Source organism: Mediterraneibacter catenae (assembly GCF_008691045.1).
GTDB classification, from domain to species: domain Bacteria; phylum Bacillota; class Clostridia; order Lachnospirales; family Lachnospiraceae; genus Mediterraneibacter; species Mediterraneibacter ornithocaccae.
In genome coordinates this window covers 84,734-105,535 of record NZ_VMSO01000001.1, presented here as the reverse complement: position 1 = coordinate 105,535, position 20,802 = coordinate 84,734, and the positions used below count along the sequence as shown (strand labels likewise).

19 protein-coding genes and 1 pseudogene are annotated in these 20,802 nt (G+C 49.4%); 2 read left to right on the top strand and 18 right to left on the bottom strand.

The genetic code is table 11. From position 1 onward, the window contains the following. Positions 1-232: 232 nt before the first annotated feature. Together FNY66_RS15630 and FNY66_RS16210 are read right to left on the bottom strand one after the other, a co-directional pair. Positions 233-667, bottom strand: a complete 435-nt coding sequence (locus FNY66_RS15630) for a hypothetical protein (protein ID WP_229409398.1) — start codon at positions 665-667, stop codon at positions 233-235. Between the two features lie 171 nt (positions 668-838). Further along, a pseudogene (locus tag FNY66_RS16210) lies at positions 839-904 on the bottom strand (zinc-ribbon domain-containing protein); the annotation flags it as partial. Positions 905-1,517: 613 nt separating this feature from the next. On the opposite strand from FNY66_RS16210, the gene FNY66_RS16070 reads away from it, so the two are divergent. Further along, positions 1,518-1,799 (top strand): helix-turn-helix domain-containing protein, encoded by a 282-nt coding sequence (locus tag FNY66_RS16070; RefSeq protein ID WP_150309956.1) that lies wholly within the window; start codon positions 1,518-1,520, stop codon positions 1,797-1,799. 48 nt (positions 1,800-1,847) lie between these two features. Here the strand turns inward: FNY66_RS16070 and FNY66_RS00425 are convergent, their stop codons facing one another. The 16 genes from FNY66_RS00425 to FNY66_RS00350 all read right to left on the bottom strand — a co-directional run bounded on the left by FNY66_RS00425 (position 1,848) and on the right by FNY66_RS00350 (position 18,937). After that, positions 1,848-2,633: a prolipoprotein diacylglyceryl transferase gene (locus FNY66_RS00425; RefSeq protein ID WP_150309955.1), complete on the bottom strand. Its 786-nt coding sequence runs from the start codon at positions 2,631-2,633 to the stop codon at positions 1,848-1,850. A gap of 104 nt (positions 2,634-2,737) precedes the next feature. Continuing rightward, entirely contained in the window at positions 2,738-2,989 is a 252-nt protein-coding gene (locus FNY66_RS00420) for a hypothetical protein (RefSeq protein WP_087151022.1), read from the bottom strand. A 35-nt stretch (positions 2,990-3,024) separates the two neighbouring features. Further along, on the bottom strand, positions 3,025-3,984 hold the full coding sequence (gene lgt / locus FNY66_RS00415; RefSeq protein ID WP_150309954.1) for a prolipoprotein diacylglyceryl transferase: 960 nt from the start codon (positions 3,982-3,984) through the stop codon (positions 3,025-3,027). Between the two features lie 180 nt (positions 3,985-4,164). Next, entirely contained in the window at positions 4,165-5,262 is a 1,098-nt protein-coding gene (gene ychF / locus FNY66_RS00410; protein ID WP_087151024.1) for a redox-regulated ATPase YchF, read from the bottom strand. Between the two features lie 17 nt (positions 5,263-5,279). Further along, a complete protein-coding gene (locus FNY66_RS00405; protein ID WP_087151025.1) occupies positions 5,280-5,933 on the bottom strand; it encodes a thiamine diphosphokinase in 654 nt (217 codons plus the stop codon). After that, positions 5,926-6,588 carry a ribulose-phosphate 3-epimerase gene (gene rpe / locus FNY66_RS00400; protein WP_150309953.1) on the bottom strand — a complete coding sequence of 221 codons (663 nt, stop codon included), beginning with the start codon at positions 6,586-6,588 and terminating at the stop codon, positions 5,926-5,928. Before rpe ends, FNY66_RS00405 begins: the two co-directional genes overlap by 8 nt. A 3-nt stretch (positions 6,589-6,591) precedes the next feature. Continuing rightward, complete coding sequence (gene rsgA, locus FNY66_RS00395; protein ID WP_150309952.1) at positions 6,592-7,470, bottom strand: ribosome small subunit-dependent GTPase A; 879 nt, start codon at positions 7,468-7,470, stop codon at positions 6,592-6,594. Between the two features lie 21 nt (positions 7,471-7,491). Then, positions 7,492-9,573 carry a Stk1 family PASTA domain-containing Ser/Thr kinase gene (gene pknB / locus FNY66_RS00390; protein WP_150309951.1) on the bottom strand — a complete coding sequence of 694 codons (2,082 nt, stop codon included), beginning with the start codon at positions 9,571-9,573 and terminating at the stop codon, positions 7,492-7,494. Further along, positions 9,570-10,313, bottom strand: coding sequence for a Stp1/IreP family PP2C-type Ser/Thr phosphatase (locus FNY66_RS00385; RefSeq protein ID WP_087151029.1), 744 nt, complete (start codon positions 10,311-10,313; stop codon positions 9,570-9,572). The genes pknB and FNY66_RS00385 overlap by 4 nt, the downstream gene beginning before the upstream one ends. A 70-nt stretch (positions 10,314-10,383) precedes the next feature. After that, entirely contained in the window at positions 10,384-11,412 is a 1,029-nt protein-coding gene (gene rlmN, locus FNY66_RS00380) for a 23S rRNA (adenine(2503)-C(2))-methyltransferase RlmN (RefSeq protein WP_087151030.1), read from the bottom strand. Next, entirely contained in the window at positions 11,409-12,872 is a 1,464-nt protein-coding gene (gene rsmB, locus FNY66_RS00375) for a 16S rRNA (cytosine(967)-C(5))-methyltransferase RsmB (RefSeq protein ID WP_150309950.1), read from the bottom strand. Before rsmB ends, rlmN begins: the two co-directional genes overlap by 4 nt. Next, positions 12,865-13,569 carry a zinc metallopeptidase gene (locus FNY66_RS00370; RefSeq protein WP_150309949.1) on the bottom strand — a complete coding sequence of 235 codons (705 nt, stop codon included), beginning with the start codon at positions 13,567-13,569 and terminating at the stop codon, positions 12,865-12,867. Before FNY66_RS00370 ends, rsmB begins: the two co-directional genes overlap by 8 nt. A 54-nt stretch (positions 13,570-13,623) precedes the next feature. Next, entirely contained in the window at positions 13,624-14,598 is a 975-nt protein-coding gene (fmt, locus tag FNY66_RS00365) for a methionyl-tRNA formyltransferase (RefSeq protein ID WP_150309948.1), read from the bottom strand. Between the two features lie 4 nt (positions 14,599-14,602). Next, positions 14,603-15,103, bottom strand: coding sequence for a peptide deformylase (gene def, locus FNY66_RS00360; RefSeq protein ID WP_150309947.1), 501 nt, complete (start codon positions 15,101-15,103; stop codon positions 14,603-14,605). 65 nt (positions 15,104-15,168) lie between these two features. Then, positions 15,169-17,451 (bottom strand): replication restart helicase PriA, encoded by a 2,283-nt coding sequence (priA, locus tag FNY66_RS00355; protein WP_150309946.1) that lies wholly within the window; start codon positions 17,449-17,451, stop codon positions 15,169-15,171. A gap of 4 nt (positions 17,452-17,455) precedes the next feature. After that, positions 17,456-18,937 (bottom strand): UDP-N-acetylmuramoyl-L-alanyl-D-glutamate--2,6-diaminopimelate ligase, encoded by a 1,482-nt coding sequence (locus FNY66_RS00350; RefSeq protein ID WP_087151036.1) that lies wholly within the window; start codon positions 18,935-18,937, stop codon positions 17,456-17,458. Positions 18,938-19,242: 305 nt separating this feature from the next. On the opposite strand from FNY66_RS00350, the gene FNY66_RS00345 reads away from it, so the two are divergent. Further along, the gene (locus FNY66_RS00345; RefSeq protein WP_150309945.1) at positions 19,243-20,646 is read left to right on the top strand and encodes an alanine/glycine:cation symporter family protein; all 1,404 of its coding nucleotides are present in this window, start codon (positions 19,243-19,245) and stop codon (positions 20,644-20,646) included. Positions 20,647-20,802: the final 156 nt, after the last annotated feature.

Genomic DNA, 20,802 nt, shown 5'->3' with positions numbered 1-20,802 from the left:
CCTTAACAAAGCCCGCTAATTCACTTAATTGCGCAGCGCTGATAAATACTTCTTCTCCGTCAGTTACTATCTTATATGTATCCTGCTTCCCGTCATTAACTCTTTTTATCGTCAGATATTTTTCCTCATATTCTTTCGCGTTGACTTTCTGATATGGGATACATATAAGCAGCGTACAAAAGCAAAGGAGCAGCGCGACTGCCCTTTTTATCCTTAATCTTCGATACACGGATCACTCACCTCCTGTCAGAGATTCCAGATAATCATTCATGCCTCCGGAAAGTGCGTTAGCGAGTGAACCATCCATCTGGATCTTATATTCTTCATCCATTTTCAGGACTGATACTTGGGCTGGTATGGTCTTTGTTTCACAAGTATCATCCGTTATTTTTTGCTCCATAACGCCCAACAGATAATCCGTCACATTGTCCTCACCGTAATTTTTTACAGTTTCTTCAGCCGAAACTGTAAACAGCTTTTCGAAATCTATCGTTGTCGCCTGAATTTCCACTATATAGAGATCATCTGAATCTTTTCTGCAGGAAATAATTTCATAGCTCAGTCCGTCTGCAAATGACGACGAAATTCCTTCGTAGCTCATCTCTATATCGCCTGTTCCCGCCAACAGTTCCGATGCCGCAGGATCACAAGCTTTATACCTTGCCAAAAATTCAGTCACAGCCGCCTGCGCATTATCCTTGTGCCTGTTTTCCTGCAATATTCCGTAGACCAGTAGTATAACGCCTGATACTGCCGCAATGAAAACTAATATAGATACTGTTAAAATTATTCTTCTTTTTATATTTTTCTGTCTCTTGCCTGAAACAGTTAAAAGACTTGCGCCGCATGATGCGCAATATTTAGCGCTTTTCTTATTTTCCTTACCACATTTTATGCACTTCATATTAGTTATTAGTCTCCGATCAGTCGCTCTTTCCTCTATCTCAAAACTGTAACCATCTCAATATGGCAACTATTGATATACCGATACAAATTGACATGCAGAAGTATACTTTTCCGACAAATCCAACATTCTCTCTCCTTGTGTGTCAATATAACTGTATGTATCTTGGCGAACCATCACTTCTTTCTTCCACAATCTCTCCGACAACAATCCAACCATTCTCGCTCTGGTAATACATATAATCGAACTTTTCATCAACCATGTTACCGCGACTGTCTGCAAGTATCCAGTATTCATCCTTTTCACCTTGTTTAAAGCCGACACGCATATATGATCTATTGCAGAGTTCTGCTCGATCTGTCGTTCATTTTCCATCTTTGTAATCTCATCAAAATACTTCAACAATTGCGGCTAAGGATCTTCAAAGCCGCCTTCATAATATTCTTTTCCAATATTCATATAATACTTTTAAGAATATATCGTAACTATTCTTTTATTTCACCATTACTTTATCACTGAGAAATGTTTGTGTCAATTTAAACTATCTTTTTGATAATGTAATATCGCAAGGTTTAGTTTACTATCACTCTTTAGAACAGGAAGGATTGATAATATGGTTTCCGAAAGAATAAAAAATCTGCGCATGTCAAATGACATGACGCAGACTGATCTTGCAAAAAAACTAAATATTACTCGAAGCAGCGTCAATGCTTGGGAGATGGGCATCTCCACTCCATCAACAACGTACATTATCGCACTTGCACAGTTATTCCATGTATCCACTGACTATCTGCTCGGTCTCTCCGATAATGTAACACTGGATATCTCCCATCTAAACGAACGAGAAATACAACTTGTCTATGAATTAATCCAGTATTTCCGAACAAAAAAATAAATCCGGCTGAATATCTGTAACCGATTATTCAGCCGGATTTTCTGCTATTTACATTTTTCTCTTCATTGCCACTCTCTTTTGCCGGAAAATTTCCACCGTAATAACTCCTGCACATATCCCTATGCCGATCCACTGCGACGTAGACAGTCCGAGTATAATCCCCCTCTCGCTGTCATCATACCTTAAGAACTCCAGAACAAAACGCTGGACAGCATACATGACAAGATACAGTTGTACGCTCTTTGCCCTCCTGCCTTGTCTACGGCAGTATACGTCATACATACACAGCACACCGGTAATCACAAGATTGCCTGCCGCTTCAACCGCCTGAACCGGAAAGAGCGGCACATTTAACGGTGCGGCAATCGACTCTGTATATACGACCGCCCCCGGGCCGTCATATGGCACGCCGTAACAGCATCCCACCAATGCGCACCCTATTCTTCCAAAAGCATGTGCCACCGGAATTACCGGAATTGCAGCCCGCGCGTAAACCGCCACCTGTATATGCAGGATTTTGCCACAGAGATACAGCCCTAGCAGCCCGCCAAACACGCCCCCGTAAAATACGAATCCGCCGCCCATGAGCGCACTAAAATACTCCGGGTCTGTAATTCTCGAGAAATCGATACTTTCCCATGAAACGATCAGATACAACAGCTTGGCACCCGCCATTGCTCCCAGCCCCACAAAACATGCAATCTGGATAAAATCATCAAACTTCAAATGATTTATCCTCATCAAAATATATCCCAGGAGAACTCCCGCTGCAATCCCAAGCACGATAAATAATCCATACCACGATATCATGATTGTCCCAATCTGTATTCCCATATTCCCGTCTCCTTTACACTGTATCCCACATTTACGGACAGCTGTCTTTTATAAAAGAAAAAGGAGTGATCTCCACCCCTTTTCCCGATTAAAAATGCTCAAATTTATGCTAACACCGCGAGACAGCCAATACAGCCAATACATGCAATGTACGAGAGAAGACAGAGGACTGTTCCGACGATCGAACAGATAAATCCTGCCTGTGCCATTCCGGCCTGATCCGGAGTCTTCTTTCCCTGGACTCCGATGACGATACCGATAATGCCGATGATCGCTCCGATCCATCCGAGACTGCCGGCACTGAACACGCCGATCACGATTGAGATAATACCAAGTACAAGTGAAGCTATTCCCATTTTCTTTTTCCTCCGTATAACTGTCAGCTAAACCATTATTTATCTTTAAATTTAAAGATCCTGTCTTTTTTCTTCGGCGGCTTCTTCCCCTCGATCCTATCCGGCATAGGTTCATACACTTTCTCACTTTTCAAAAGCGGCATCCGCTTATGATTCTTACGCAGATAAAGCAATGCTATTCCGGCAAATACCACCACACATCCCGCAAGTGCCTGTGATACAGGGAACCCGATTCCCGGGATCAGCAGCTGATCCGTACGAAGTCCCTCGATCCACACTCGCCCGAGTGCATACCCGAAAATATAAAGGAGAAACATTTCCCCCTCATATTTCTTATGCTTCCGGTACAGCACGAGCAGAATCAGAAGGACAGCACACCACACTGATTCATAAAGAAATGTCGGGCTTACCTGGATATAATCGACTCCTGCGATTGTCTCCATATGTTCCCGCATCGTATCTGTAATATCGCCTGCACGGACCGCATCCACGGGAAGACGCATGGCAAACAGACCGTCAGTATAGTCACCAAATGCCTCACGGTTAAAGAAATTGCCCCAGCGTCCGAGCATCTGCCCGTTCAGGATCGCGAGAGCCACGGTATCCAGGATCTGGAAAGGTGACAGATGTTTTATCCTCGCAAGGACAAACACAGCGATCACTGCTCCGATCACACCGCCGTAAATAGCAAGTCCGCCCTCCCGAAGATTAAAGATATCGAGCAGATTGTCTTTGTACATATCCCACGAGAAAACCACATAATATATTCTGGCTCCCGCTATTCCTGCAATCACGCCGATGATTCCCATATCCAGATAGTCTTCCGGATTCTGTCTCGTCCGCTTCGCCTCTGCCGTAGCGATCAGAAACCCTATCAGAATCGCACATCCGATGATGATACCGTAGTAAGCGATCGTAAAACCGAAAATATCAATATTCTTCCCAACATGTTCCAGATAAATGCCCAAATTGGGGAACGCAATGTCATAATGCATGGAAATGCCCCTTTCCTTCCACAGTTCAGCCGCGCCACTCGCAAAACCGCACTCCGTGCTTACTGCGGCTGACGCCGCTGTTTTGCTCGTATTCTGGCGCTCATCTCATGCATATACCTGGCAGCAAATCCATGCAAGCATGATTTTCCTTGCCAGAGTATACGCATGGCTGAACTGGTGCTATACGTTGAACCTAAACAGCATGATATCGCCGTCCTGCACTACATAGTCTTTTCCTTCAAGACGTATCAGGCCCTTTTCCTTTGCGGCTGCATGTGAACCGCATTCGATCAGGTCATCGTAGCTTACAACTTCCGCACGGATGAATCCTCTCTCGAAATCAGAATGAATCTTACCTGCAGCCTGGGGCGCTTTCGTTCCTCTGGTGATCGTCCAGGCACGCACTTCCGGCTCGCCCGCCGTCAGATAGCTGATCAGGCCGAGAAGATGATAACTTGCCTTTATAAGTTTCTCCAGACCGGATTCTTCCAGTCCGAGATCGTCGAGAAACATTTTCTTCTCATCATCGTCGAGCTGGGATATCTCTTCCTCGATCTCCGCACATACGACAAATACTTCGCAGTCTTCTTCTTTCGCATATTCGCGTACAGCCTGAACACCCGTGTTTGACGCTCCGTCGTCGGCCAGATCATCCTCTGATACATTTGCCGCAAAGATAACCGGCTTAGCGGTCAGAAGGTTATACCCTGCCAGCCATGCCTGCTCATCCTCATCATCCGTCACAAAGCTCTTTGCCAGCTTATTCTCCTCCAGATGGGCTTTCACACGGTTCAGCAGATCCAGTTCTTTTGCAGCTGTCTTGTCGTTGCGGGATAACTTTACAGTCTTTGCGATCCTTCTCTCCAGTACTTCCAGATCTGAAAAGATCAGCTCCAGATTAATCGTCTCTATGTCACGCATCGGATCAATGCTGCCATCCACATGTACGATATTCGTATTTTCAAAGCAGCGCACCACATGCACGATTGCATCGACTTCACGGATATTAGCAAGGAACTGGTTGCCGAGTCCCTCTCCTTTGGACGCGCCCTTGACGAGTCCTGCAATATCCACAAACTCAATCGCTGCCGGAATGATCTTCTTCGTGTGGTACATCTCGCCCAGCACATTCAGTCTTTCGTCCGGCACTGTCACGACGCCGACATTCGGGTCGATCGTACAGAACGGATAATTTGCAGATTCCGCGCCCGCCTTGGTCAGTGAATTAAATAATGTACTTTTTCCCACATTGGGGAGTCCGACGATTCCTAATTTCATAATTTTTATATCTCCTTTCAGTCTCTCGTCTCCATCAGTATCAGTTTGCCATATACAAACGAAATAGTCACTTCGTCCTCCTCAAACTCATTGCTCACGCACAGACTGTCGTTCGGCTTGAGGAAATGATTCTTCAAAGGATACTTGGCGCCTCTGATACTCAGTTCATCCACCGGCATTTCCAGCGGGAACAGCGAAAAATACGGGCCAAACGCCTCAGACTTTTTCAGCGTAATGTCCTTATCGAGCAGACGGATCTGATTATGGCTGTCTATGATTCTTGCATCCGCCCCGGCATCCAGGGCTATCTGAAGACACTGTACATTTGCCCACAGATGATCGATCCGATTCCCGGTACCTCCCAGTATCCAGATTGCTTTCCGGTTAAGCCCCAGGCAGAGTCTCAATGCAATTTCTGTATCAGATGCATCTTTCACCGGATTGAACTCCCGCACAGGAACATTCAGCTCTTCCCTGTAATAGTCAACCAGTTCTCTGGACACACTGTCAAAATCCCCGACAATATAATCCGGTTTGATCTCATGTTTATAAAGAAATTCAAGCCCCTTATCTACGCCGATGATAAATTCTGTCGCTTCATTTTTTAATATTGGGAGCACGAAATCTTCTTCAAGCATTCCGCCGCTCACGATCACAGTTCTCTTATTCATATGCTTTCAATATCTCCATGAATCCTGTCGTGTTCTCTCTGATATCGCCTTTATAGACTCCGGATCCCGATACAATGACATTGGCTCCGGCTTTGAGCACCTCCGCCACATTACTGTGATAGATGCCTCCGTCCACCTCAATGTCCTTCTCGATTCCTTTTTCCTCAAGCATGTCCCTCAGTGTTCTGATGCGCTCCAGTGATTCCGGGATAAACGCCTGGCCGCCGAATCCCGGTTCCACACTCATAATAAGAAACATCTCCGCCTGCTCCAGATAAGGGACCAGACTTTCCACCGGTGTACCCGGTTTTATGGAAATACCTGCTTTTACTCCGCAGGCATGGATCGCTTCCAGCGTTGCCCCGAGATCTTCACACGCTTCAAAATGGACTGTAATGATATCTGCCCCACATTCAGCGAATTGCTTTACATAGCGGACCGGCTCTGTCACCATAAGATGTACATCCATCACCTGGCCGGTCAATCCTCTGATCGATGAGAGCACAGGCATCCCAAAAGAAATACTCGGGACAAAGATTCCGTCCATTACATCAAAGTGGATATACCCGGCTCCTGCTTCTTCCGTCTGCCGGATCTGGTCTCCCAACACTTTAAAATCAGCCGACAATATAGACGGTGCGAGAATATTCTGCATAGTCTAGTACCTCTTCCTTTCCTGAAGTTCCTGATACAAAGTGAGATAATCTTCGTATCTGGAGTTGTGTATCTTTCCCTCTTCTACGGCCTGCTTGACTGCGCAGCCCGGTTCGTGTACATGATCGCATCCGTTGAATCTGCAGTATCCTTCACAAGAAGCAAATTCCGGGAAGCAATACTTCAGCGACTCTTTATCTATATCACTGATATAGAGTGAACTGAATCCCGGCGTATCCATAATATAGGAATCCTCTCCAAGGACAATCAGCTCCGAATGTCTTGTCGTATGCCTGCCTCGCTCTATCTTTGCACTTATGCGTCCGGTCTCCATCTTCACCCCGGACTGGAGCAGGTTGATAAGAGACGATTTTCCCACGCCGGACGGTCCCGCGATCGCTGTAGTCTTCCCCTGCAGCACCGTTTTCAGTTCCTCAATATTCTGTTCTTGCTTAGCGCTGGTAAACAGCAGCGGATATCCGCATCCCTCATAGATATCTTTCAGCTCTGCGATCTCAGGATCTTCTGCAATATCCGTTTTATTAAAACATAGAATAACCGGCACTTCCCGGCTTTCCATCATAACAAGAAACCGGTCCAGCAGATTAAAATGCGGCTTTGGTTTTGTCACGGCAAATACTACAAGCGCCTGATCAATATTTGCCACTGCCGGCCGGATCAGTTCATTTTTCCGTGGAAGGATCTGTGTAATATTTCCTTCCATGTCTTTTTCATCCAGAATCTCAATCTCAACGTTATCACCTACCAGCGGCTTCACGCCGTCCTTACGGAAGATTCCTTTTGCCTTACACTCATAAACACCGGATTCTACTACGTGAACGTAGTAGAATCCGGCAATACCTTTTACAATTTTTCCCTGCATATATTTACAATTCTCCGGAGATCAATCTGACTGTGTCTCTGTGCCGTCTCCGGTATCCGTACCGTCACCGCCGGATGGATCCTCCGGCTGTGATTCCGGTCCGAGACTGACTGTAAATCCTACGGAAGTGCCTTCCTCCACGGAGCTTCCCGGGCTTGCTGTCTGGTCGATAACATACCCTTCTCCCACAGTACTGCTGTAAGCATAGCTCACATTCCCGACGCTCAGCCCCGCGTTTTCAAGTCTCGCTCTGGCATCCGCTTCTTTATATCCGCCAAGTCCCGGCACAGTGACATATTTTGTCTCTGCCCCGAGGCTGACAACATAGGATACTGTTGTTCCTTTCTCAACTTTCTCCCCGGGATCAATGCCCTGTGAAATAACCTGTCCTTCCGGCACGCTGTCGCTGTATTCCTCGCTCGCGCTGCCGCTTAAGCCTGCATCCGCAAGCGCCGACTCTGCTTCCGATGCAGTCCTGTTCCTAAGATCCGGCACAGTTGCCTGCTCGGCCCCGAGGCTGATCACGATCGTCACCTCAGTTCCTTCTTCCACTTCTGTTCCGCCTTTAGGATCGCTTGAGATGACATCTCCTTCCTCGACTTCGCTGCTGTAATCCGAATCATGACGTACGATGAGGTTTGCATCCTGGATCATCTTCTCTGCTTCAGCCTCGCTCCTGCCGACTACGTCCGGAACTTCCGTCATCTTGGCTTCTTCTCCGCTGCTTAAAACAACAGTGATCGTTGTGTGTGCCTCTACTTCTTTACCCGGCTCCGGATCCTGACTCATGATCTCGCCTTCCTCATACTGATTAGACGGCTGCGCCTCATTCTCAACGTCCAGTCCGAGCCCCGTTCCTTTAAGCTCCTCTCTTGCCTCTTCCTCTGTCATTCCTCTCAGATCCGGCACCTCCACCATCTCGGTCTCATTCTGTGTAAGTAGTCCCGGTCCGCTGAAGAAGCCGGCCGCATTTGCCACGAGGAAAAGAACAAGCAGCGCCACCACAACTCCGGCCACGATCATAAGGATCTTCATGATCCGCTTCGTATCAGAATTCACATTATTCTTACGTCTGCGGTCCTGGCGCCTTCTGTCATAGTCATCGTCATCATCATCGTCGTCGTATTCGTCATCATCATATTCGTCATCATCGTCGTACTCATCATCATCGTTCTGATCGTACTGCCGCTGCTGCACCCTCTCCAGTTCTTCTGTGGACATGACGACCGTACGGTCAGTATCTGCTCCGGCGCCTGCTCCGGGCACGACGAAATCTCCGTCCGGATCGACCAGCGACCGCTTCAGATCAAGAAGCAGTGACGCACAGTCATGGTAACGGAGATTTGGGTTTTTCTGGGTACATTTCATTATGATGCACTCCAGACTGTACGGAAGATCCTGCACTTCCTCTGCCGGGGAGGCGATCTGCTCCTGCAGATGTTTCAGCGCCACAGACACAGTGGAATCCCCGTCAAATGGCACATGCCCTGTCACCATCTCATACAGAGTAATTCCTATAGAATAAATATCGCTCTTCTGATCGACAACCCCTCCTCTGGCCTGTTCAGGAGACGTATAATGGACCGATCCCATCACGCTTGTACTGATCGTCTGAGTAGACGTAGTTGCCCGCGCAATACCGAAATCGGTTACTTTTACTTTCCCGTCTTTTGAAATAATTATATTCTGCGGTTTGATATCCCTGTGGATGATATGATGGTTGTGAGCTGCCTGGAGACCTGTCACCATCTGGATTGCAATACTGACTGTCTCCTTCGCTGAAATCCTTCCTTTTTTCTCAATATAGTCTTTCAGCGTGATCCCTTCTACCAGTTCCATGACCATATAATAAAGCCCGCGGTCCTGGCCGACGTCATAGACATTTACTACATTCGGATGCATCAGCCCGGCTGCTGCCTGGGCCTCGCTTAAAAACTTCTTGATAAACACCTCGTCGGAACGGTAATCACTTTTCAGCACTTTGATCGCCACATACCGGTTCAGCTTATGGTCTTTGCCTTTATAGACATCCGCCATACCTCCGCTGCCGATACGGCCCAGTATCTCATATCGTTTCCCTAAAATAACTCCTTCTTTAATCATAATACACTCACCTCATCTGCGAACGGTTCTACCAGGACAACCCCTATATTGTCCGTACCGCCATTTTCCTTTGCAGCGTCCACAAGAGCCTGGCCGGCTTCCACGATATCCCTGCCGCCCTGGACGATATGGAAGAGTTCTTCATCCTCGACCATATTGCTCAGACCGTCTGTACACATCAATATAATGTCTCCCCGTTTCAGACGGTGCTCGTAAAAATCCACGTCCACATCGGCCTTGGCGCCGATAGCCCTTGTAATGATATTCTTATCCGGATGGTGCTTGGCTTCCTCGGGTTTAATGCCTCCGAGTCTCACCATCTCCTCTACCAGTGAATGGTCTTTTGTCAACTGCTGGATTCCCTGATTGATCAGGTACAGACGACTGTCCCCCACATTTGCGAAATACATCATCTGGTTCATGATCGTTGCAGCTACTACTGTTGTCCCCATTCCCTTCAAATGTTCATCCCGGGACGCCTCTCTGATGATCTCGCGGTTTGCTGTCTTGATGGCTTTGACGAGGCACTTCTCCACGTCTTCCCCCTCGCTCATCTCCAGTTCCCGCTGCAGTACTTCCACTGTATATTTTGAGGCATAATCTCCCGCCTGATGTCCGCCCATTCCGTCAGCAACTACGAAAAGATTCTGGAGAATACCCAGAGGTCTGTCTGTCGTATAGACATAATCCTGATTCACTTGTCGTACCATTCCCACATCTGTAATAGAAAATGTCCTCATATCTTTCTCCTTATATCCCGTCGTTCGTCAAATCTCCGCTCGTGCAGGCACAGCGGCTGTTTTTCCGCGCTTATCGCACATAACGGCGTCTGAGCTGTCCACAGGCCCCGTCAATATCAGAGCCCATTTCCCTTCTTATAGTAACATTTATTCCGCTTTTTTCAAGTTTATTTTTGAAATTCAGGGCATTTTCCCTGCTCGGACGCACAAATTGTCTTTCCCTTACCGGATTGACCGGTATCAGGTTCAGATGGCAGTTTCTCGGCTTCAAAATCGCACTCAGTTCCCGCACATCTTCGTCCCTGTCATTGACACCGTGCACAAGACTGTACTCAAATGTCACTCTGCGCCCTGTCTTCTCAAAGTATGTATCACAGGCTGCGAGTACATCCGTGAGCTCATACTTATTTGCCACCGGCATAAGCTTCCGCCGCTTTTCCTGAGTAGAGCCGTGCAGGGAGAGGGCGAGCGTGATCTGGAATCCCTCATCCGCCAGGCGGAGCATATTGGGCACGATGCCGCAGGTAGATACCGTCACATTTCTCTGGCTGATATTCAGTCCGTGTTCATCCGTCAGCATGCGGATGAACTTTACGAAATTATCATAGTTATCAAGCGGCTCCCCGGTGCCCATGATCACCACATTGGACACACGCTCTCCCGTGATCTTCTGGATCTGATAAATCTGTCCGAGCATCTCGGATACATACAGGTTCCTTTTCAGTCCCCCGATGGTAGACGCACAGAAGGCGCATCCCATCCTGCAGCCCGCCTGTGAAGAGATGCACACAGAATTGCCGTGCTTATACTTCATAAGTACACTCTCTATCATATTTCCGTCACAGAGACGGAACAGGAACTTATTCGTCCCGTCAAGCTTCGATATCTGACGCTCCTCCATGACCACCGGATAGATCTCATACTCTTCTTTCAGTCTCTCCCGCAGTTTCAGAGAGAGATTCGTCATCTCATCAAAACTGTCCGCAAGCTTCACATGCAGCCAGTCATAGACCTGTTTAGTGCGGAACGCTTTCTCCCCGAGATGTTCCATCTCTTTCTTCAGTTCTGTATATCCATATGACCGGATATCTTTTTTCATATATTCCGACTTCCTTCGCTTTCTATCTTTCTCACCAGTCTTGCAATGAAAAACCCGTCGCTCTTATGTACACCCGGCAGGAGCTGGATGCATCCGTTCTCCATGACGTTGTCACGCAGTTCCGGGCAGAGTTTCCCACGGATGTCATCCAGGATAAACTCCGGATACTGTTCCATGAGCCAGTGCACGTTGTCCATATTCTCCGCCGGATTCACTGTACAGGTACTATAGACGAGGGTTCCGCCCGGTTTTACATAATCCTGCGCGCAGCTTAAAATCTGCCTCTGCAGACGGACCAGACTGTCAATCCCGTCCGGGGACGCCTTATATCTTAAATCCGGCTTCTTCCCGATCACTCCCAGCCCGGAACATGGCAGATCCGCGATCACAATGTCCGCACTCTCTGCCGCTGTCTCGTCGGGCACAGATGCGTCCCGGCACACAGCTGTAATATTGGGAAGTCCTGTTCGCTCAATATTTTCCCGGATCAGATCCACTTTCAGCTCAGTCAGATCCCGGGCCTCCACATGGCCCGGAGGCATCTGGTCTTCAATTCCGCATCCGGCCGCGGCTCCGCCGCCGCTTTTGTTCCCGGCGCAGGCTGCATCCCCGCAGACAGCTTCCGCCAGGAACAGCTTCTCGGCCACATGGAGAGCTTTTCCTCCGGGCGCTGCGCATACGTCGAGCACCTGTGCCCCTGCGGACGGAGCCGCGATCTCTGCCACTAACATAGAACTGATATCCTGCACGACAAACAATCCGTCCTGAAAAGTTTCAAGATCATTCAGATGATCATATCCTGAAATTTGAAACGCATAAGGCAGATACGGATGAATTTCTGCTTTCACGCCTTCTGCCTCCAGCCGTTTTTTCAGTTCGTCCGGCGTAGTGCGGTTCAGACAGCACCGGATCGTGACCGGTTTCTCCTTCTGGAAATCGCGCAGCATCATCTCGATCACTTCTATATCATATGATCCGCTCCACAGATCCAGCACCCACTCCGGACAGGAATATCTCACAGACAGTTCCTCCATCTTCTCTTTCGGATACTGCACACTGTCAATTCCTCTCGCCACACTCCGGAGCACTCCGTTTACATATCCTTTTAATCCGGAAAAGCCTTTTCTGGCCGCCAGCTTTACCGCTTCATTGCACACTGCGCTGTCCGGCACACTGTCCATATATTTGAGCTGATATACCGCACTCCTTAAGATCGCCCGGATCACAGGCTTCATCTTTTTCACTTTTACTTTTGAGAATCGGTCCAGTATATAATCGATCTCGATCATGTGCTCCAGTGTCCCCTCGGTCACCCGGGTGATAAACGCTCTCTCCCGCTTCTCGAGATACTGATATTTCCAGAGCACATCTCTTAAAATAATATGGCTGAACTGTCCCTTCTCTGTAATTTCCAGGAGAACTTCAAGTACGATCTCCCGTTCATTTACCGGTTTAGTCATTCCGCCTTCTTCCTCCTGTCAAAATGATGAGACGCAGAAGCTGCAGGATCATAGAAGCAGCGCTCGCCACGTAAGTAAGAGCTGCGGCACCCAGAACTTTCTTTACCGATCCCACCTCATCGGGATAGAGCATCCCTGACGATTCAAGTACTTTCACTGCGCGGTTCGACGCGTTGAATTCCACCGGCAGGGTCACGAGCTGAAAGAGCACTGCCGCCGAAAAAAGCAGTATGCCAAGATTGATCAAAAACGCCGACGTCTCTCCGTTCATAAACAGGCCGATGATGATCAGCGGCCACGCCGCCATAGATCCGAAATTCGCCACCGGTACCAGCGCTCCCCGGATAGAGAGCGGAGCATAGCCCGTAGCGTGCTGTACCGCATGCCCGCATTCGTGCGCTGCCACGCCGATGGCCGCGACAGACGCGGAGTTGTAGACCGTATCCGAAAGTCCGAGTGTCTTATTGCCCGGATTATAATGATCCGTCAGATTTCCCGCTATATGGACCACCTGCACATCATAGATCCCGTTCCTGCGCAGGATCTGTTCCGCCGCCTCACGTCCCGTCATGCCTGTGTGGCTGCGCACTGTCGAATACCTGTTGAAAACACTTTTCACCCTGGCCGACGCCGCAATACAGATCAGCGCCCCGATCAGTACAAGTATATATGTCCAGTCATAGTAATAGTAAAACATAAGATCAACCTCCTGAAATCACGAGAACCGAAAGTCTGCTTTCACGCCCTGATGTCACTCCTGTGTGAGAACATCTCCCGGTTCCATCGCATTCCCCCTCAGGAAAGCCCCTGTCTCCATTCTCTTCTTGCCCGGCATCTGTACTTCCAGGATACGCAAAACACCGTCACCGGTCTGAACCGTAAAGTCGTTCTTACCTACAGACAGCACTGTTCCGGGCTGCGCGGACTCTTCTGCGCCTGCCGTCCCCTGTACATACTTCACGCCTTCTTCTGCTGTATATGCTTCGGCGCGCCAGATCTTCATCACCTTCCCGTTCCAATGGCTGTAAGTACCCGGCCATGAATTTAAGCCACGGATAAGCCGTTCGATCTTGACCGCCGGCTGTGTCCAGTCAATATTCCCCAGTTCCTTTGTGAGCATTTTAGCATAAGCCGTAGGGCTCTCTCCCTGTTTCTCATGCACGGCAGTCCCGTCCTCCAGTGCTTTCAGAGTCTTCACACAGAGGGCCGCGCCTGCTGCCGCCAGCTTATCATGGAGACTTTCCCCGGTCTCATCCGCCGCGATCGGCACTTCCGTCTTCATGATCATATCTCCGGTATCCAGCCCCTCGTCCATCTGCATAGTCGTCACGCCGCTGACGCTCTCACCGTCGATGACCGCCCACTGGATCGGGGCGGCGCCTCTGTATTTCGGGAGCAGAGATGCGTGTACATTGATGCAGCCATAAGGCGTCAGCTCGAGGATAGATTTTGGTAAAATCTGTCCGAAAGCAATGACCACGATCACGTCCGCTTTATATTTCCGCAGTTCTTCTACACACTCGGGATCACGCACTCTCTTCGGCTGATACACCGGTATATCATAGAACAGCGCTTTCTCCTTGACGGGCGTATACTGCATCTTTCCGCCTCTTCCTTTCGGCTTATCCGGCTGTGTCACTGCCAGGCAGACGTCGTGTCCCGCCGCGATCAGAGCTTCCAGTGTTCCCACGGAGAAATCCGGGGTACCCATAAATATTACACGCATCTGACTATTCCTCCGTTTCTTCTTCTCCTTCATCTTCCTCATTGTCGTATGTTACATCGTGAAGTCCGTCCTCTGTCTTATCCACATAGAGCTGTCCCGAGAGATGATCGATCTCATGGCAGAATGCCCTTGCCAGAAGTCCTTCTCCTTCCAGTTCGATCGGGTTCATCTCCTGATCGAGAGCGCGCACCTTCACATGATTCGGTCTTGTCACGATCCCCCATTTCCCTGGCACGCTCAGGCATCCTTCCTCTCCGGTCTGCTCGCCTGATGTCTCGACGATCTCAGGATTGATCAGAACGATCGGTCCTTCGCCCACATCGATGACAACGATCCGTTTCAGGACTCCTACCTGCGGTGCGGCAAGGCCGACTCCGTGATACTCGTACATTGTCTCCAGCATATCCCCAATCAGGATCTTCGTGCGAAGTGTCATCCTCGGTACATCCTTGCACTGTTTTGTCAGTATGTCATCTCCAATTTCTCTTACCTGTCTGATTGCCATAATTTTCTCCTTTTTATTGTATATTTTCTCTGTATATAGTTGGAGGTTTTTGCCCCAACATCATCTTACATCGGATTAAAATCAAACTGAATCCGCATCCTGTCAAAACCGGAATTTATCTCAATATATTTCTCGACTCTGTCCTTTATCCCTACCAGAATGTCATACCGCTCCGCCTTGACATAAATCACTCTCCGGTAGACATCCTTGATCTTATCGATCCCCGGACTCGCAGGGCCGATGACACCTGCCGCATACGCGCCTGTTCTGTCAGTCTGTACGTCCGGACTTCCACCCTTGATACTTCCCGCACCGGACAAATGTCTGATCACTCTCAGGATATATTCCCTGAGATAATGACAGCCTTTCTCCAGAAGTGCTTCGTCCTCACCGGAGACGAACACCGCCAGGAGCTGTTCCGCCGGCGGATACCCCATCAGTTCACGATACCGGATCTCTTCCTCATAAAACGCCTTATAGTCCTGTTTCGCCGCTGTCTCGATGGCATAATGAGACGGGTCGTACGTCTGGATCACCGCCTCGCCGGGCCTCTCTCCGCGGCCTGCCCGGCCCGCCGCCTGTGTCAGGAGCTGGAACGTGCGCTCCCCGGAACGGTAATCACCTGTATAGAGCGACATATCTGCTGCCAGCACGCCCACAAGCGTCACATTCGGGAAATCATGGCCTTTCACAATCATCTGTGTTCCCACGAGAACGTCCGCCTCTTCATTGGCAAACGCAGAAAGTATCTTCTCATGAGCATCCTTCTGTCTCGTCGTATCCATGTCCATCCGGAGCACTCTCGCCTGCGGAAATGTCTCCCGCACCATATCCTCGATCTGCTGGGTGCCCGCGCGGAACTCCCCGATGTACCGTGAGCCGCACTCCGGGCACACCGTGATCTTCGGCTGTTCGTACCCGCAATAGTGGCAGCGCATCTTCCCGTCTCTGTGGACTGAGAGCGACACATCGCAGTGAGGACACTTCACCACATGGCCGCATTCCCGACAGGAGATAAAACCCGAATATCCTCTTCTGTTCAGGAAGAGCATGATCTGCTCCCCCTTCTCCAGCCGGTCCTCCATCAGCTCTTTCAGCTTTATACTGAGGATGGAACGGTTCCCATTCTTTAATTCTTCCCGCATATCGACAGTGTATACTTCTGCCATCTGCTGCATCCGTGAACGGTTCTTCATCTCAAAGAGTACATACTCTCCGCGCTTTGCGCGGTACATGGCCTCCATGGACGGAGTGGCACTTCCGAGCACTACGCTGGCTCCTTCCGTCTCTGCCCGGCGTATAGCGGTCTCCCTGGCATGATATCGGGGCGTCTGCTCGCTCTTGTAGGTAGGCTCATGCTCCTCGTCTATGACGATGAGCCCCAGATCCGGAAATGGTGTGAAAAGGGCAGATCTGGGACCGATCATTACATCTACCTGCCCCGCTTTCGCCCGCATCATCTGATCGTACCTTTCCCCCGCCGACAGCCGGGAATTCATGATAGCCACCCGGTTGCCGAATCTCCTGTAGAAACGCATCACCGTCTGATAGGTCAGAGCGATCTCAGGGATGAGTACGATCGCCTGTTTGCCCTGATCCACGACTGTGCGGATCATCTCCATGTAGACTTCTGTCTTTCCGCTCCCGGTCACGCCATGGATCAGATAGGTCTTCCGCAGCCCTTCCGTATAGTCTTGCCGGAAACATTCGATCACATTTTGCTGTTCCGGCGTATACGTGATTTGCTGTGCCTTCTGTTCCGTCTGCTTTACAGGCGTGCGGAATACCTGTTCCGTCTCGACAGCAAGCACCCCCTGCTCTTCAAGGGCCCGGATGACCGGCATAGTGATATTCAGCTTCTTCGTCACCAGCTCATATTCCAGAAGATGATCATCCAGAAGCGCCGCCATCAGCCTGGCGCGCGCCTTCTGATTCTTCTCCAGGTAATAATGGAGCTGGCGCTTTCCTGTCTCCTCATCGAGCAGGAGCCGCAGCCTCTTCTTCACTTTGGCATTCTCTTTCTGCTTGATGGGAAGGACGGTCTTCAGCGACTGGATCATCGTGCCGCCGTAATTTGCTTTCATCCAGGCAGCAAGAGCAACAAGCTTTGCCTCGATCTCCATCCCTCTCTCCGGAATCTCAATGATTTCCTTCACTTTTGAGAGATCATAATCACACGTTTCAGAGATGCCTGTCACATAGCCTTTGATCTGTCTGTTTCCCTTTCCGAACGGAACGAGCACTTCCATGCCCGGCTCCAGACGGTCTTCCATGGAAGCCGGAATCCGGTACTGGAAGATCTTATCCAGTTTTTCATGCTGTATATCTACGATAACATCTGCAAACAATTGGTCACACTTCCTGTTTCTTTTCCTCTGCCAGCTCTTCTAAAACTTCCGCGATCAGCACACGTTCATCCATGGGATATTTCACACCTTTGATCTCCTGATAATCCTCATGTCCTTTTCCTGCCAGGACGATCACGTCGCCCGGCTGACCGTTTTCGATCGCATATTTGATCGCCTCTTTCCGGTCGCAGATCTCCACATATTTTCCGTCTGTCTTCCCGATACCGATCTTAATATCATCAATGATCGCCTGAGGTTCCTCGAACCTCGGATTGTCTGAGGTAATGATCGTAAGATCTGCCAGCCTTCCGGACACCTCGCCCATCTCGTACCGGCGGTCTTTTGAACGGTTGCCCCCGCATCCGAAGAGGCAGACGAGCCGTTTCGGATTGTACTCTTTCAATGTAGTAAGAAGACTCTCAAGACTCATGGCATTGTGCGCGTAATCGATCATCAGGGTAAATTCATCTGACACCTTGATCATCTCAATACGGCCTTTTACTTTCGCTTTCTTGAGTGCATCTTTGATCTTCTCTACCGGCACGTTGAAGTGACGGCATACCGAGATCGCCGTCAGCGAATTATATACACTGAATGTGCCCGGAATATCGATCTCCACATCAAAGTCCATCAGGCCTGCCACATGATAGGCAACTCCCAGATATCCCGGTCTGGAGACAAGCTGTACATTCTCCGCCCGCAGATCCGCCTCCTCTGAGAAGCCGAACGTCTCCGTACGGCATGTCGCACCCTGGAATACATCATGGAAATACTTGTCGTCTACATTTGCAATGCCAAGCCTGCACTGTTTGAACAGAAGGCCTTTACAGCGCTTGTAATCATCAAAATCCTTGTGCTCGTTCGGACCGATGTGGTCCTTGCCCAGATTAGTGAAGATCCCGATCTCAAACGGAATCCCCGCTGTCCGATGGAGCATCAGTCCCTGGGATGAAACTTCCATCACGACACAGTCGCATCCTGCCTCTACCATCTGTGCAAAATACTGTTGGATCGTATAAGACTCAGGCGTTGTATTCGCCGCCGGAATCCTCTTATCCCCGATGATCGCCTCTATCGTTCCGATCAGCCCCACATTGTACCCTACACTGTCGAGGATCGACTTGATCATATATGTCGTCGTTGTCTTTCCCTTAGTCCCCGTAATGCCAATAACTTTCAGCTTCTCAGCCGGATATCCGAAATAAGCCGCCGACATAAGGGCGAGCGCATATCTCGTATCCTTCACGCGGATCACCGTCACATTTTCCGGCGCTTCCGCCTCGCGCTCCACGATAACAGCCGCCGCGCCTTTCGCTGCTACATCCGGGATGAACTTATGCCCGTCGGACACCGCGCCGCTGATACATACAAAGGCAGAACCATTCTCCACCTTTCGCGAATCATTGATCAGCGTCGTGATCTCAATTTCATCACTACCCTGTACCACTTCGTAGTCCAGACGTTCCAGTAGTTTATTTAACTTCACGATCAATTCCTCCTGATTGTCTCACTTAATGGTTGGGGCCTTTGCCCCCAACATTATATTATAGGATAACACAATACACGATGGGTTGCAAAGTCTATCTGCCCGTAACAGTTCAGTCAGTGCGCCTTTGCGAATAACGCTGGCTGAACTGTCACATCCGCTCTGGACAACCAATGCTCTGTTCTATATAATATATCAGGCTGTATCCTGTGGGAAATACTGGAGAAAATATAATACATCATAAAGAAACACTCCGCTTCACAGCGGATGCAGCACAAAAAGAAAAGGAAAGAGAGGACCACATATTGTTTGCACAAATCATCAACACACTGAGTGATCTTTTGTACAGCTATATTCTGATCATCCTGCTCCTTGGTACAGGCATTTACTTCTCGATCAGGACGCATTTTGTACAGTTCCGCATGCTGCGGGAATCCATCCGGGTTGTCATGGAACCGAAAGAGGACGAAAACGGGCTTTCATCCTTTCAGGCACTGATGGTATCCACTGCATCGCGCGTCGGCACCGGAAATATCGCCGGAATCTCAACCGCTATCTGCCTGGGCGGTCCGGGCGCTGTATTCTGGATGTGGATCACTGCACTTCTCGGCAGCGCGTCTGCTTTTATTGAGAGCACACTGGCACAGATCTATAAGAGAAAGGCCGAAGACGGCACATGCTACGGAGGCCCTGCTTACTATATTCAGGCAGTACTGAAGAGAAGATGGCTGGGCGCACTTTTCGCCATACTGTTGATCCTCACATATATGGTCGGCTTTAATCTTGTAGCGTCTTTTAATATTATCGATACATTCCGGGCATACAGCTTCTTCAATGAATCGTGGTCGCCGGCAGTTATCGGAGGGATCCTGGCCGTGATTTTCTGCATCTGTATCTGCGGCGGCAGTAAGCAGATTTCAAAAATCACGGGAATCCTCGTGCCTGCAATGGGAATTTTCTATCTCGCGCTGGCGCTCTTTGTTGTCATCACGCATTTTGAACTGATTCCGCGCATGTTTGCCGATATTTTTTCAAATGCATTTGATCTTCCGGCAATCTTCGGCGGATTCACCGGTTCCTGTGTGATGCACGGAATCAAGCGTGGGCTCTTCTCCAATGAAGCAGGCGTCGGTTCCGCTCCAAATGCGGCTGCCAGCGCTTCTGTGTCTCATCCTGTCAAACAGGGACTGGTGCAGATGCTCTCTGTATTTATCGATACGATCGTAATCTGCTCGGCAACATCATTCCTGCTGCTTTGTTCCGGAGTCGCTCCGAGCGAGTCACTAAAAGGGATGCCATGGGTACAGGCTGCCGCGGAGGCTGCTTTAGGAGAGATCGGTATTACATTTATCACGATCGCACTGTTCCTGTTTGCATTTACAACACTGATCGGGAATTTCTTCTACGCGGAGATGGGGCTTGGCTATCTGTGTGATAAAAAGCCAAACAAGGCACTCCTCATCGGACTGCGCGCTATAGCTACCATCGTTGTGTTCGGTGGAGCATTGATGGAATTCAGCGTGGCATGGAGCACGGCAGACGTCATCATGGGATTCCTGGCGCTTATCAACCTGCCGGTTATCATCATACTCGGAGGTCCCGCGCTTCGATGCATGAAAGATTACATGAAACAGAAAAAAGAAGGGAAGAATCCCGTATTCCGGGCAAAAGATATCGGGCTTCAAAGCAAGACGGATTTCTGGAATTAAAATTCCGGATTTATCTGACTGAGAAAGAGTCCGCCGGGAGGTATGTATTGTTAGCGCACACGTTTTCACTCGGTCGCGGCGTAGCGGTACATAAGAGCGCAGAAAACGCGCTCTAAATGCCGACGCCGCTCCAACGGTGCGTACACAATACATACC